Annotated in this window: 11 protein-coding genes; 7 read left to right on the forward strand and 4 right to left on the reverse strand. The window is 68.8% G+C overall.

Annotated elements, in window-relative coordinates; all coding sequences use genetic code 11:
* Positions 1-225: 225 nt before the first annotated feature.
* The 3 genes from BZF57_RS00930 to BZF57_RS00940 all read left to right on the forward strand — a co-directional run bounded on the left by BZF57_RS00930 (position 226) and on the right by BZF57_RS00940 (position 3,422).
* The gene (locus tag BZF57_RS00930; protein ID WP_143738286.1) at positions 226-1,431 is read left to right on the forward strand and encodes a hypothetical protein; all 1,206 of its coding nucleotides are present in this window, start codon (positions 226-228) and stop codon (positions 1,429-1,431) included.
* 124 nt (positions 1,432-1,555) lie between these two features.
* Positions 1,556-2,395: a transporter gene (locus BZF57_RS00935; RefSeq protein ID WP_162290933.1), complete on the forward strand. Its 840-nt coding sequence runs from the start codon at positions 1,556-1,558 to the stop codon at positions 2,393-2,395.
* 121 nt (positions 2,396-2,516) lie between these two features.
* The gene (locus tag BZF57_RS00940) at positions 2,517-3,422 is read left to right on the forward strand and encodes an AraC family transcriptional regulator (protein WP_086733659.1); all 906 of its coding nucleotides are present in this window, start codon (positions 2,517-2,519) and stop codon (positions 3,420-3,422) included.
* Position 3,423: 1 nt separating this feature from the next.
* Here the strand turns inward: BZF57_RS00940 and BZF57_RS00945 are convergent, their stop codons facing one another.
* Positions 3,424-4,014, reverse strand: a complete 591-nt coding sequence (locus BZF57_RS00945) for a TetR/AcrR family transcriptional regulator (protein ID WP_162290934.1) — start codon at positions 4,012-4,014, stop codon at positions 3,424-3,426.
* A 105-nt stretch (positions 4,015-4,119) separates the two neighbouring features.
* On the opposite strand from BZF57_RS00945, the gene BZF57_RS00950 reads away from it, so the two are divergent.
* The gene (locus BZF57_RS00950) at positions 4,120-5,514 is read left to right on the forward strand and encodes an NAD(P)-binding protein (RefSeq protein WP_086733663.1); all 1,395 of its coding nucleotides are present in this window, start codon (positions 4,120-4,122) and stop codon (positions 5,512-5,514) included.
* Here the strand turns inward: BZF57_RS00950 and BZF57_RS00955 are convergent.
* From BZF57_RS00955 to BZF57_RS21195, 3 genes are read right to left on the reverse strand one after another with little or no spacing between them, the layout of a single operon-like run.
* The gene (locus tag BZF57_RS00955; RefSeq protein WP_143738289.1) at positions 5,511-5,927 is read right to left on the reverse strand and encodes an integron; all 417 of its coding nucleotides are present in this window, start codon (positions 5,925-5,927) and stop codon (positions 5,511-5,513) included. The genes BZF57_RS00950 and BZF57_RS00955 overlap by 4 nt on opposite strands.
* Before the next feature lie 24 nt (positions 5,928-5,951).
* On the reverse strand, positions 5,952-6,434 hold the full coding sequence (locus BZF57_RS21190) for a DUF3617 domain-containing protein (protein WP_162290935.1): 483 nt from the start codon (positions 6,432-6,434) through the stop codon (positions 5,952-5,954).
* Between the two features lie 23 nt (positions 6,435-6,457).
* Positions 6,458-7,567 carry a hypothetical protein gene (locus BZF57_RS21195; RefSeq protein WP_162290936.1) on the reverse strand — a complete coding sequence of 370 codons (1,110 nt, stop codon included), beginning with the start codon at positions 7,565-7,567 and terminating at the stop codon, positions 6,458-6,460.
* 159 nt (positions 7,568-7,726) lie between these two features.
* On the opposite strand from BZF57_RS21195, the gene BZF57_RS00965 reads away from it, so the two are divergent.
* The 3 genes from BZF57_RS00965 (at position 7,727) to BZF57_RS00975 (ending at position 14,575) form a co-directional block, all read left to right on the forward strand.
* A complete protein-coding gene (locus BZF57_RS00965) occupies positions 7,727-8,416 on the forward strand; it encodes a response regulator (protein ID WP_086733667.1) in 690 nt (229 codons plus the stop codon).
* A gap of 107 nt (positions 8,417-8,523) precedes the next feature.
* The gene (locus BZF57_RS00970) at positions 8,524-13,413 is read left to right on the forward strand and encodes an autotransporter-associated beta strand repeat-containing protein (RefSeq protein ID WP_086733669.1); all 4,890 of its coding nucleotides are present in this window, start codon (positions 8,524-8,526) and stop codon (positions 13,411-13,413) included.
* Between the two features lie 79 nt (positions 13,414-13,492).
* Positions 13,493-14,575, forward strand: coding sequence for a DUF1176 domain-containing protein (locus BZF57_RS00975; protein WP_086733671.1), 1,083 nt, complete (start codon positions 13,493-13,495; stop codon positions 14,573-14,575).
* Positions 14,576-14,606: the final 31 nt, after the last annotated feature.

The raw sequence follows: 14,606 nt of genomic DNA on the forward strand, positions 1-14,606 counted from the left end.
GGGACCCCTTTCACGATCCGCACTACGCCCCCCGATACGCGGGCGGCTTTCGAATTCTTGCGCGGGGTTTGTCCGTGATGCCGACACCCGCGCCTGTCAATCGCCGATGACAGCGAGAAACCGAAAAACGCTAAGCTTCGCGAAAGAAGGACCTCGCCGCGGGGCGCATCAATGGTGCTGCGGCGATCGGCAGGCGCCCCTTCCTGCCGCCACAAGGAGCACATCATGCGCAATTTCAAACGCGGGATCATGGCAGCCGGGGCGATGATCGCGCTCGCCCTGCCGGCGGCCGGCCACGCCGATGTCGTCGTGCGCGGCAAGGAGGGCAAGCCGCTCGACGAGGTCCGCGAGGCCCCGGCCTCGATCTATAATGACCTCCGCACCATCGTTGCCCAGCCTTCGCCCTCGGAAGTCGATCCCAAGCTTCTGGGGCCCGTGCTGCTCAACAAGTCGGCGCATATCGACATGGAGAAGGGCACCGCCACTCTGCCGCTGCGCAAGGGCCGGCTGGCGAACGGCACGCCCGTGTGGTTCATCCTTACCGACGCGACCGACCAGAACATCGCCGAGCTGCAAGGCCTCGCCTATTCGCCCAAGCTCGCCTTCGCGCTGACCGGCAAGGGCACCCGCAAGGCGACGATCGACAAGGACGGCACCTTCGTCTTCGCCAGCGGCAGCGTCGATTTCAAGCCGGCGCTTTCGATCACGCCCGGGCCGGCCAACGCGCCGTTCCCGCCCAAGGCGTTCCAGCCCGGTTCGGTCGGCGATGCCGACTACACCCCGCTGGTCTATGTCGAGAACTCGGCCAAGGCGCTGCTCTACAACGCCCCCGTCGTCAGCCAGGCGAGCGAGGCCGAGCTCAACGCGATGTGCGACGCCAAGGTCGATTACAGCAAGGTCCACGACAAGGTCACCCGCATCTGCCCGCGTGACGGGACGGTGACGATCAAGCTCACCTTGGGCTTCACCTTCGACAAGCCGATCTTCTACATCTCGACCGAAGCCAACGATCCGCTGGTCTCTGCCCTCGAGAATGCGACCTTCACCCCCGCGATGAAGGACCTGCCCTTCGCGCTGGAAGACGCATCGCCCGGTGAAAGCGCCGAGCGGATCGTGGTGGTGGTCAACGGCCCGACCGGCAAGGACAACCCGCACCGCCAGGGCCTCGTGAGCGCGCTCTCTGGCGAGGGCGGGCCGCTCAACGTGCTGGGCGGGATCCCCACCATCAACCTCGACTATTCGCCGATGTGGCGCCTGTTCCCGGCGGTGTGGACCGACGAGGCGATCCAGAAGGGCTACCGCTACCGCATCACCAGCGCGCTCCAGGCGGCCGAGATGTCGACCCGCGGCTATCTCAAGAGCCTCGACGGCGGCGATTTCCGCGCGGTCGGCTTCGTGGTGAACTGCCCCGTGGTCTACCGCATCAACTGAGGGGGAACGCCGGTCCCCACGGGTCATGCACTCCCCCTCCGGCATGACCCGCACCTCGCGCCGGGAAGGCAGGCACAGGCCTTCCCGGCGCGTCCCTTTTTCAGGGGAACAGGAGGATAAAGCAATGCGCCGCTGCCTTGCTCCGATCTGGCCTCTGGCGTTGGTCGCCGCCGTTCCCGCCGCCGCACAGGACGAGGTCGCGGCGGTCGAGACACAGGCAGATGCCCTGCGCGATCTCACCACTGACCGGCCGGATGTGACCGAAAGCCCCTTTACGGTCGACGCCGGGCATATCCAGATCGAGACGACGCTCTTCGGTTATACCCGCTCTCGCGCCGACAGTGCCGGGGTGGTGACCGACGGCTATGAATTCGCGACCACCAACCTGCGGGTGGGCGTGGCGGACAATCTCGAATTCGACTTCGTGTGGCAGCCCTACGGCGTCGCCGACCCGCGCGGGGGAGGGCGCGCGGATCGCGGGATCGGCAGCGTGGACCTGCGCGCCAAGCTCAACCTGTGGGGCAATGACGGCGCTGCCAAGGCTGGCGATACCGCGCTGGCGCTGCTGCCCTATGTCACCCTGCCGACCGACCGCGGCAACGGCATCGGCAACCGCGAGGTCGCCTTCGGGCTGATCGTTCCGCTCGCGATCGAGCTCGGCGGCGGGTTCGGGCTGGGGCTCAACGGTGCGGCGAACTTCTCCCGCGAGGATGGCGGGCGGGCCTATAATGCCTCGGTGCTGACCTCTGCCTCGCTTGCCTGGGAATGGAACGAGAGGCTCGGCAGCTATGCCGAGGTGGTGTGGGAGTTCAGCCGGCGCGGAGAGGGCGATGTGGTCACGCTCGACACCGGGTTCACCTACGCGCTGGGCGCCAACTGGCAGCTCGATGCAGGCGTGAATATCGGCGCGAGCCGCGCGGCGGACGCGATTGCGCCCTTCGTGGGTGTCTCGGCGCGCTTCTGAGGCCTTCCCCAGTAATGTAGCGTATGCTACATAAAACGCGTATATTCGGAAAGTCTCCCGCGCCTGCACGGGCCATCCTCCGGCCCGGGATCGCAAAAGGAGACACGAGGACGGAGGGTCTATGGCCGGGATCGGTCAGGTGCAGCACACGCGCACCGGGTATCAGGCGATCGACTGCTTCGCCTATGGCCACGCGCCCGCGATGGCGCTTGCCACCGCGCCGCGCGATGTGATGCTCTACCGGATCACCGATTACGGCCCCTCGCGCACCACCCGCGCCGACCGCCCGGCGGACGATCACGAGCTGCTGCTGCTCTCGCGCGGATCGGGGCGCCCGGCCTTCGGCTGCCTGGCGGGGCACCACTACGAGGTGAAGCCCAACCGCGATCTGCGCACCAGCTTCGTGCCGAGTGGGGCGGATTCGCAGATCGAGTTCGGCTCCTCGGCCAAGAGCGTCAATCTGGTCTTCCCCAAAGGCTTTCTCGACAGCCTGATCGAGGATCGCGGCAGCGCTTCGGCAAGGCCGCTGCTGTTCAGCGACAACCCGGCGCTGATGGGGCTCATCAGCCTGATCGAGCTGGAGCTGCTGCGCCCGGGCCTTGCCAGCGACGTCATCGCCGAACAGGCCATGCGCAGCATCGCGCTGATCCTGTCTGGCGTCGATCCCCACGGCTTCCTTGCCGAAAGCGACCGCATCAGCCTGCCGCCCGCGCGGCTGCGGCGGGTGATCGACTTCATCGAAGCGAACCTCGCCGAGCCGCTGACGCTCGACTTGCTGGCACATATCGCCGGGCTTTCGGTGTTCCACTTCGCGCGCGTGTTCCGGCAGGCGACGGGGGTCAGCCCCTACCGCTATGTCAGCGAGCGGCGCCTGCAACATGCCCAGCGGCTGCTGATGTCGCACGAGCTGGCGGTGGCGGAGATTGGCGCGGCCTGCGGCTTTCCGCGCCATGCCAATTTCACCGCCGCCTTCACCCGAGCGCGCGGCCTTTCGCCCAGCGCGTACCGCGCCTGCTTCGCGCTCTAGCCTATCCGCGCAGCACCAGCGTGCGGGAGAGCATGGCGAGGGTCTGCTCGGCCGAGCCTTCCGGCATGGTGCCCGCCAGTTCGAGCGCCGCCGCGCCGTGGAGCGCCGACCAGATCAGCGCCTCGGCCCCGCGCGCCTCGGCCTCGGGCACCCCGCGCGCGACCAGATTGTCGCCGATCACCGAGAGCGTCGCCCGCGCCCGCGCCACTGCGCGCCCGAGCGGGCCGTCGTCGGCGTCCTCCTGCTGGCGGTGTTCGAACATCAGGCGGTAGGTGTTGGGCTGGGCGAAGGCAAAGGCGAGATAGGCGCGCCCAGCGGCCACCGCCTTGGCGGCACTGTCCCCTGCGGCTCCGGCATAGGCGCTCTCGAGCGCGGCGGCGAAGCGCTCGAACCCGCGGATGCGCACCGCGGTCAGGATCTCCTCGCGGTTGGCGAAGTAGCGGTAGGGGGTCATCGGACTGACCCCGAGCGCGCCCGCGATCTGGCGCATCGAGACGTTTTCGGCCCCGTGCTCGGCGAAGAGCCTCTCGGCCACGTCGCACAGCTGCGTCTGGAAGCGCGCGAGATCGTCGTCGGAGAGCGGGCGGGACACGGGCGGCCTTTCGGGTTTGCGCATCGAGGCTAGCGCAAGCGGCTTGACGCGGCAATCTTACAGTGTAAATTTACAGCGTAAACCAGAATCAGCCAAGGACAGGCCATGAGCACGATCGAGACCGACTACCTGATCATCGGCGGCGGCGCCGTGGGCATGGCCTTTGCCGACACCATCCTTGCCGAGACCGATGCCCATGTGACCATCGTCGACCGGCAGGCGCGGCCGGGCGGGCACTGGAACGATGCCTACGGCTTCGTCGCGCTGCACCAGCCCTCGGCCTTCTACGGCGTCAATTCGCTCCCTCTGGGCGAGAACCGCAAGGACACCCACGGGGTCAACGAAGGGCTTTACGAGCTGGCGTCAGGCCCGGAGGTGAGCGGCTATTACGACAAGGTGATGCGCCAGAAGTTGCTGCCCACGGGCCGCGTGACCTATCTGCCCATGACCGAGTGGCGCGATGGCGCGGCGGTCTCGCTGATGTCGGGCGAGGCGACCCGGATCACCGTGCGCCGCAAGACGGTCGAGAGCGCCTATAACAGCCCCGTCATTCCCGCGAACCACACCCCGCGCTTCGACGTGGCGGAAGGCGTCCGGCTGGTGCCGCCCGGCGCGCTGCCGCGCCTGTGGCTCGAACCCGAGCGGCCCGCGCGCTTCGTGGTGCTCGGCGGCGGCAAGACCGCGATGGACGCGGTCGGCTGGCTGCTTGCGATGGGCACACCAGCCGAGGCGATCCAGTGGGTGCGCCCGCGCGACAGCTGGCTGATCAACCGCACCTGCACCCAGCCCGGCACGGAATTCTTCGACGCCGTATTCGGCGGGCAGCTCGCGCAGATGAAGGCCTTCGCGCAAGGCACCTCGCCCGAGGACATCTTCGCCCGGCTGGAGGAAGCCGGCATGATGCTGCGGATCGACCCCGCGGTGACGCCGACCATGTTCCACTACGCCACGATCTCGCAGGGCGAGATCGATGCCCTGGCGCGCGTGACCAATGTGGTGCGCAAGGGTCGCGTGACCGCGCTCACCCCCGAGGCGATCGTGCTGGAAGAGGGCAGCGAGCCTGCCGTGCCGGGCGCGCTCTACATTGATTGCACCGCCTCGGCGGTCGAGGTGCGCGCACCCCAGCCGATCTTCCAGGGCGACCGGATCGTGCCCCAACTGGTGCGCGTGCCGCAGCCGTGCTTCTCGGCCGCGCTGATCGCCTTCGTCGAGGCGCATTACGAGGGTGATGACGCGAAGAACGCGCTGTGCCGCACGGTGCCCTTCCCGCATTCGCTCAAGGACTATCTCACCACCAACATCGTCAACCTGATGAACCAGGGCGCGTGGCTGGGGGACGAGAAGCTGGGCGCGTGGATCCGCCAGAGCCGGCTCGACGGGTTCGGCAAGGTCGCCGCCAGCATCGATCGCAGCGATGCGGCCAAGGTCGCGGTGCTTCAGGAGATGCGCAGCACCGCGCCGCTGGCGGTGGCGAACCTGATGCGGCTCGCGGCGGCCTAGCCCGCGGTCACCGTCACATAGGCAGCATAGACCCAGCCCGAGAGGCAATCGCCTTCATAGGGGCGGGGCGGGCCGTCCGCCGCCGAAGAGACGCCGCAATCGCCCGGGCCCATGCCGCCGAAGGGTTCGGGGTAGACCACCCCGATCCACTTCCCGTCGGCGCTGGTCTGGCATAGCACCAGCTCGCGCCCGGACTTGAGCCGGTCGAGCAGCCGCGCCTTCACCGAGGGCGCGGCGCGCACCGCGACGAAGCCGTCGCCGCCCTTGCGCAGGGGAATGATCGCGCCAAAGCTCGGGCAGGCGTCGAGCCCGTCCTGCCCGCCGACCATCACCGGAACGGCGGCGGGCGCATCGGCGCGGGCCGGCAGGGCCAGCACAAGCGGGAGGCAGGCGAGGATCGAAAGACGGCGCATGGTCGGCATTCTACCCTTCACGGGTCAGCCCTTGCAATCGCCGGTGCGCTCGCTCGTCAGGGTCATCTGGAGACTGGCCTTGCCGCCGGGGATCTTGTCGTCTTTCACATCGCCCGAAAGCGTCATGATGACCTTGTCGGGGGTGTAGCTGCCCGCCATCGCCATCTGCGGCGCGCCGAAGCTGCCCGCGCCCTTGCACACCATCGTCCCCGACATGGTGCCGCCCGCCTGCTGGAAATCCTGCATGGTGCAATCGCCCTGCTGCATCGAGCTCGACATCTCGCGCACCCCGAGCTTGGCCTGGGCTGCATCCATGCAGGCCTCGGTGGTCTGGGACTGCCCGAGCATTGCCTGCGCGCGCGCGGCGACTTCGGGCGGGGCGCCGGGGATTTCGAACTTGGTCATCGCCATCGTGCTCTTCCAGTTGCCCGGATTGAGCTCGCCATCGGCCTTCCCGCAAGCCGCGAGCCCGGCGATCAGCGGGAGGAGGATAAGGGTCTGTTTCATGTGTCGTCCTTCGTTCGGATGGATCAGTCGAGGCAGCCGCAGGGGATGAAGCCCGGGCGGAAATTCACCGAGATCGTGCCGGGGGCATAGCTGCCGCCGCCCGCATATTGCTCGGTCAGGGTGTGGACGTGAGCGGCGCAATAGTTCGCCCCGCGCGAAAGGATCGCGACATCGGTCTGGCGTTCGATCGGCACGCTGGTGAACTCGTTGACGGTCACGTTCCACACCCGGCCGATGGCGACGGCCTTGACCGGGGTGAGCTCGGCCCAGTCCCAGCTGCGCCTGATTTCGGACAGGGCGCGCGCCTCGGTCGCCGCCGTGCCTGCGCCGCCGCGGCCCGGGCCGCACACGGCGGGGTTGCTGGCCTTGAAGATGCCCGCCGGCACGGTGAGCTTGAAGCTGCCCTTCGCCACCGGCGGCGCGGTCAGCTTGCCGCCGCCTTCGGTGTTGGTGAAAGGGATCACCTCCATCGTCACCGCATGGGTGCCGGTGGGCAGCACCCCCGCCAGCGTCGCACGCGACAGCAGCTCGAGGAAGGCGTCGGTCCCCGGCGTCAGCTGGGCGTTGCCCGGATTGACGAACTGCCCGCGCCAGGTGGTCCAGGTCTCGTGGTCCTTGCGGTTGCCCCACGGGAAGATGCCGGTGTCGAAGCTCTTGCCGCCCACGGTGAAGCGCGCGACGTAGTGCACCCCGTCGGCATAGACGGCGCTCGCGGGCAGGTTGTTGGCGAGCGCGAGCGCGTTGACCGCGGAGCGCTCGGTGAAGACGCGGAAGAACATCGGCTGGCCGAGGGTGAAGTCGGTGGCGATATCGCCCTCGGTGATCGCGCCGATGCCGAGATCCTTGCGCGTGAAGACGATCTGGCTCTGGTGCGCGGCGTGGACGGCGTTGTGGACGCCCTGATCGGGCAGGGTGCTGGCACCCTTGGCCGCCGGCCCACTCGTTGCCGGTGCCGCTGTAGGCGCGGGCAGCGGACGGCGGGTTGGCCGATCGGGCGCGGGCTGGGATGCGGGGGCGGCGGGCTTGCCGCGCACGGCCTGCTCGAAGCGCTTGAACGGGTCCTGCGCCGACAGCGCGGTGCCCGCCGCCAGCGTGCAGCCGAGCGCCGCTGCCGCGATCCATGATGTGCGCATGATGTCCTCCCCGGTCCTTGTCTGGGCTGAAGGCTGCGGCATTCGGGCGGGCCGGGCCATCCCCCCATCTGGCGGGGATGCGGGCGCGCCCGCGCGCTCCGATAGTGGCGACGGAGTGTGGACAAGGCCCCGACCTCAGGGCACCACAAGAACACCATCATGGCGAACGACGAAAACCTCCCGGCCTCCGATGCCCCCGCACGCGTCATCATCATCGAGGATGACGAGCGGCTGCGCGCCTATGCCATGGGCGCGCTGGGCGCGGCGCAGGACATTGCTGTGGTGGGCGATGCGGGAAGCCTCGCCGAGGGCCTGCCGCTGGTCGACCTGATGCCCGATCTCGCGCTGCTCGATCTCGGCCTGCCCGATGGCAGCGGGATCAGCGTGATCGAGGCGATCCGCGCCAAGGTGCCGGGCTGCAAGGTGCTGGTCTTCACCGTGTTCGAGGACCGCGCGAGCGTGCTCGGCACGCTCAAGGCCGGGGCCGATGGCTACATCCTCAAGGACACCGTCGCCGACATGGTGCTCGCCCATGTCCGCGCGACGCTGGCGGGCGAGACCCCGATCAGCGCGCGCGCGGCGGGGCACCTGCTCAGCCTGGTGCGCGACGAGCCCGTGGCCGAGGCCGCCGGGCCCGATGCCCCGCACCTGTCCCCGCGCGAACGCGAGCTGCTGGAATATCTGGCGCGCGGCCTCAGCCGCAAGGAAGCCGCGCGGATCATGAACCTCTCGCCCTATACCGTCGCCGAATATGTGCAGGGCATCTACCGCAAGCTGCACGTCAAATCGCGCGGCGAGGCGGTGTTCGAGGCGATTCAGGCCAAGCTGATCCGGATCGACCGGGAATAGCTGGCAGGGCTCCCGGCGCCCCATACCCCCCTCGCCTGTGGGGATAGGACAAAGCGCCTCTTGGGCCGATTGCGACATGGAAATCAGTACCCTGGAGGGGAGTTTCCATGTCCGTTACCCGTCGCACCAATACCCGTCGCCACCTCGCCCACGCCGCGCTCATGGCCTCGGCCTCGTTCCTGTCGCTGACCTTCGCCAGCGAGGCGCAGGCGCAATGCGTGACCAACAACACCGATCCGGTGGGCAATATCACGACCGACGGCACGGTGGTGACCTGCTCCGGCACCGCATCGGGCACGTTCATCAGCGCCAATGCCGACCGGGTGCAGGTCGAGGTCGCGAGCGGCGCGACGGTCAACGGCGGCTCGGTGATCTTCGCGATCGGCGACCAGAACCAGATCCTCGTCCGCAGCGGCGCGGCATTCGATGCCTCGACGATCTATCTGCAGGGCGCCGGTGGTCTCGTCGACATCGCGGGCAGTTCCACGGCGGCAGGGATCACCGTCGAGGGCGCTGGCTCCAACCTGCGGATCGCGCAGGGCGCCAGCGTCAGCATCATGCCGACCAATCTTTCGGTGTTCAATGTGACCGGGGGCATCAACGTCATCGATCTGAACGGAACGCTGACCGGATCGAGCGCCAACGGCGGCTACCTGATCGGTGGCAATGACGGCAGCCAGCGGCTGAATGTGCGCGGCAGCCTGGTGGTGCAGTCCGATGGCCTTGCGGCCAATCTCGGCGACGGGAATGACGACATCACCATCTTCGATGGCGCCTCGATCACCGGCGGGACCGGCACCAACATCGTCTTCACCGGCGGGGCGGGCTTCGACCAGATGCGGATCGAGGGCAGCGGCATTTCCCAGTACAGCACCACCGCCTTCGAGCGCCTGGTAATCGACGCCGGGCCGGGGGGCTTTCGCGGGATCAACGGAACCCACGTCAACGTCACCGATTTCCGCGTGGTGAGCGGCGCGGCGCGGGTCTCCAACCCGCAATCGCTGGGGGTGAGCAATAGCGACGTCACCATCTTCCAGGGTGCGACCCTGATCATCGCCGGAACGTCCAATCAGGTCTATGACAACAATTTCGCCGGCAGCGGCACGCTTTCGCTCAACGCGGCGAACACGGTGAGTTTGTTCGGAGGCGACTGGTCGAACTTCACGGGCACCTTCGTCATCGACCAGCTCAACACCGCGCTCTTCACCGCCGCAGGCGTCGGCGGCACCGGCACGATCCAGAATTTCGGCACGATCGAATTCGGGGATTTCACGATCGCTGCGGGCATTATCGGCACCGGCCGCGTGATCAAGGACGGGCCGGGCAACGGCTACCTCACCGGGATCAACACCTTCAGCGGCGGTCTGGCGATCGAAGGCGGCGGCGGGCTCGAGGTCTACACCGTCGCCTCGCTGGGGACCGGCGACATCACGTCGAGCACGCAGGGCAATTTCCTCGCGGTGAACATTGCCGCGAACGAGACGCTCGCCAACGACATCGGCGGCGCGCTGCGGCTGGTGAAGGCGGGCACGGGCGTGCTCGATCTTACGGGCACCAACACCTATTCGGGCGGCACCGTGATCACCTCGGGCGCAATCCGGGTGGACGATTTTGCGCGGCTCGGCACCGGGCAGGTGCTGGCCAATGCTGGCGGCAGCCTGATCCTGAGCTACAGCGGCGCGGGCCAACTGCTCCAGACGACGCCGTTCCTGATCGGTGATGGCAGCTTCATCAAGGAAGGCAGCGGCGACGTGGTGATCAACGCCGCCAACACCTACACCGGCGGCACCACGATCCGCGCCGGGCGGCTCGGCCTCAACAATGGCGGCGCGCTGGGGACGGGCGCGATCCAGATCGACGCCGGGGCCGAGCTCGGCATCGGCGGGATCATCCTCAACAACAATCTCACCGGCACCGGCCTCGTCCGCAAGACCGCCAACAACACTGCCGAACTCTACGGCAACAACACCGGCTTCACCGGCACGCTGCGGGTCGAGGATGGCGACATTCTGGTCACCAACGGCAATGCGCTGGGCAGCGGCACGCTGGAGATCGGCACCGGCACGGTCGTCTACATCAACGCCACCGCGGATTCGACCATGGCCGCGGGCCTCGCCGGTGACGGCACCTTCGAGAAGAACGGCACGGGCCGCGTCACGCTGACCGGCAATGGCAGCCAGTTCGGCGGGGCGATCGCGATCCAGAACGGAACGCTCCAGATCGCGGGCGACCAGAACATCGGCACCAGCGCGGGCGGCGTTTTCATCAACACGCTCGGCACGCTGCAGCTCGACACGGCGGGCAGCACCAACCTCGCAAGCGTGGTCTATGGCAGCGGCAAGGTGATCAAGACCGGCACCGGCACCGTGTTCATGACCGGAGCCAACACCTACAGCGGCGGCACCGACATCCAGCAGGGCGCGATCCGCGTGACCAACGTGGGCGTGCTCGGCACGGGCGCGATCACGGTGCAGGCGGGCGCGGCGCTCGACCTTGCCATCGCCGGCGCGCAGACACTGGCGCAGAACGTCACCGGGGCGGGCATCCTGCGCAAGTCGGACGCAGGCGATCTCACGCTGCTCTCGAACGGGCTCACCGGCGGGGTCGACATCACCGGCGGGCGGGTGATCATCGGCACGGCGGCAGCGCTGGGCGGCGGGCCGGTCACCACGGCAAGCGGCACGCGGCTGGTGTTCGACACCGCCGGGACCGAGACCATCGGCAACACCATCAGCGGCGGCGGCGGGCTGACCAAGACGGGCACGGGCGTGCTCGTGATCCAGAACGCCAACAGCTACTCCGGCGGCACGCTGATCACCGCAGGCCGCCTCGGCCTCAACAACGGGCAGGGGCTCGGCACGGGCACGGTCACCGTCCAGCAGGGCGCGATCCTGAGCATCGGCGGCGTGACCGTGGCCAATGCGATCTTCGGCGCGGGCAAGGTCATCAAGACCGCCAACAACACCGGCACGCTCACCGGCAACAACGCCTATTCGGGCGGAACCGAGGTGCAGCAGGGCGCCCTGCGCGTTCTCACCCCGGCCTCGCTCGGCACGGGCGGGGTCCAGCTGGGCAGCGGCACGCAGCTGATCGTCGACTATTCGGGCGCGACAAACGTGGCGATGAGCAACGTCCTCAGCGGCTCGGGCGCGCTGGTGAAGGACGGCAGCGGCACGGTGGTGATCAACAACGCCGGCAACAGCCATTCGGGCGGCACCACGATCAACGCCGGACGACTCGGCCTCAACTTTGGTGACGGGCTGGGCAGCGGCGGGGTGACGATTGCCAGCGGGGCCGAGCTCGGCATCGGGGCGATCAGCCTTGCCAACAACGTCTCGGGCGCGGGCCGGATCGTCAAGACCAGCGGCGGCGCGGCCTTCCTTACCGGCACCAACACCCACACCGGCGGGATCGACATCCAGGGCGGCAGCGTGGGGGTGAGCGGCAATGCGGCGCTCGGCACCGGCACGGTCAGCATCGCCAGCGGGGCGAGCCTCGATTACACCAACGCCGCCGCGGCGACCTTCGCCAACGGGCTGTCGGGCGCGGGGACGTTCAATAAGCTCGGCGCAGGCCAGCTGACCTTCGCCAACGCCTTCACCCTCGGCGCGCTCAATGCCCAAGCCGGGCGCACCCGGATCAACACCGTCGCCACGACCAACGTCACCGTCGCCAGCGGCGCGACGCTTGACGGCACGGGGCGGATCATCGGCAACCTCGTCAACAACGGCACGGTCGCGCCGGGCAATTCGATCGGCACGCTGACGGTGCAGGGCAACTACACCCACAACGCCGGGTCGGTGCTGGAGATCGAATTCGACGCCAACGGCAATATCGACCTGCTCGACGTCACCGGCAACGCGGTGCTGAACGGCGGGACGATCCGCTTCGTCGGGATCGGCGGGGCCGAAGGGCAGGGCGGCACCTTCCTGCGCACCGGCGGCACTTTGACGGGCACTTTCAGCACGGTCGAGACGGTCGGCGCGCTGCTGCCGCTCTCGGTGTTCTACCAGAGCAATGCCGCGCTGATGGCCCCCTCGGTGCTGACCGCGAGGCCCTCGACCTTCAACGCCCAGAACCTTGCCGCGGCCGACACCGCCTTCGGCTTCATCGATGCGATCGGCCTCGTCGATGCGCGCCACGGCCGGGGCAACCGCCTGTGGATGTCGGGCTTCGGCGCATGGGGCAACCGCAGCGCCTCGGGCACGACGCTGGCCTATGACCACGAGACCCGCGGGATCAGCGGCGGGGTCAATGTCGACCTCGGCGACGGCTTCACCCTCGGCGCGTCGGCGGGCTGGGCGGATGGCAGCATCACGCTCGGCAGCAATGGCGGCGGCGGCGACCAGGAGACCGTGCTCGGCAGCGTCGGCCTGCGCTACCAGACCGGCGACCTCGCGTTCGGTAGCGGGATCGTGCTCGGCAATGTCGATCAGGCGACCCTGCGCAACGTCAGCTTCAACGGCTTCTCGGGCAGCGTCGACGGCGCGACCGAAAGCTCGCTGTTCGCGATGTTCTTCGAGGCCGGCGCCGGGCTCGGCGCGAGCGCGGGGTGGAACTTCGAGGCCAATGCCCGCGCCAGCGTGGTGCGGCAGGAGCAGGATGCCTACACCGAAAGCGGCACCAGCCCGCTGCGTCTGAAGCTCGGCGCGCTGGCGACCGAGACGTGGGAGGGCCAGGCCCGCCTCACCGCCACCAAGCGCCTGTGGGACGCGAGCGGCGGGCAGGAGGAGGACTCCGCCGGGCTCGACCTGAGGCTCGATCTGGGCGGGCGCTACCTGCTGCTCGACGGCGACCGCGAAATCCCCGTGACCTTCGCGGTCAGCAATGCGGGCGTGGTGCTGCAGGGCGACACCCGCGACACGGTGCAGGGCATCGGCGGGGCATCGCTGGTCTACACCACGGGTAGCGGCGCGCGCTTCAGCCTCGGCTATCGCGGCGAGATCGGCAAGACCGATCGCCACGCGGTCGAGGCCGGGGTCAGCATTGCCTTCTGACGGACTTCGGCGCGGGCCCCCCTCGCGCCGGGGCCGGAGCCCGACCTTGACCAAAACGGGCTTCGGACCGGCGAGGCGGATGGCAGTTGCGACCCTGCCATTCGTCTCGCTTGGCGCGTGGGTGGCGCCTGCGCCCCTCCATGCCGAAGACGCCCCCCGTCCGCCCGCCTGGCTGCGCGCACTCGACCGGGCGCTGAACGCGGGCGACTGGACCCTGCAATGCAACAGCGCGCAGCTGTGCCAGATCATCGGCGTCGTTACCCCGCCGCGCGACAATATCGGCGTGCGCGCGGTGGTGATGATCGAGCGCGGGGTGGCGAAGAACGCCGCGCTGCGCCTCAGGATGGCCTTCATCGATTCTACCGGCGCGCTCGCGGTGCCGCCCCCGGATGCGCGCTGGCGGATGATCCCGCGCGGTCGGCTGCGGGGGACCGCGGCGCTGCCGCTGGGGTTCGGTGAGCGCGAGGAGGACGGGGCCTACCGCGCCTCGCCCGAGGCTGCGCCTTCGCTGATCGACGCACTCGCGCGCTGGCCGGGGGCGGCGATGCACGATGGCGAGCGGGTGATCGCCCGCCTGCCGCGCGGCAACCTTGCTCGCCTGCTCGCCCGCATGGACCGGCTCCAGCACCCCGCGAGCGACCCGCTCACCCCGGAAGAGCGCGCGGCGTGGCTCCAGGAATACCACTACACCATCCTCACCACCGTCGATGCCGAGGAGGCCCCCGTCCCCGACGAGGTCGAGCGCGCCTGCGCCGACCGTGCCCTGCCCAACCGGCCCTTCGTCTACCGCATCGGCCCGCAGCACCGGCTGTGGGTGGCCGAATGTCCGGAAGGCAACCACATCTTCCTCCACCCCGATGGGGCTGCGCCGATCCATTTCGAGATGCGCGACAATGCCGGGATCACCCGGCGGCACGACTATGCCGGGATGGGCGGGGATTCGCTGCTGGCGATCCAGCTGCCCAAGGGCGAGCGGATCGACTGCGGCCAATGGGTCAAGTTCGGCTGGACGGGCACCAGCTTCGCCATGATCCTCCAGCGCCGCTATGACCGCTGCCGGATCGTGCCCTACGATTTCTGGCCGCGGGTCTGGTATCCCACCAGCTGGCGCTATGCCGATGCACCCCCCTCAGATGGAGGGGATGCGCCCCCGCCGCCCTGAGGGCTATTCCCCCGCGAACAGGTCAAGGGGG

It is taken from the genome of Erythrobacter colymbi (genome assembly GCF_002155685.1).
In the GTDB taxonomy this organism is placed as follows: Bacteria; Pseudomonadota; Alphaproteobacteria; order Sphingomonadales; family Sphingomonadaceae; genus Erythrobacter; species Erythrobacter colymbi.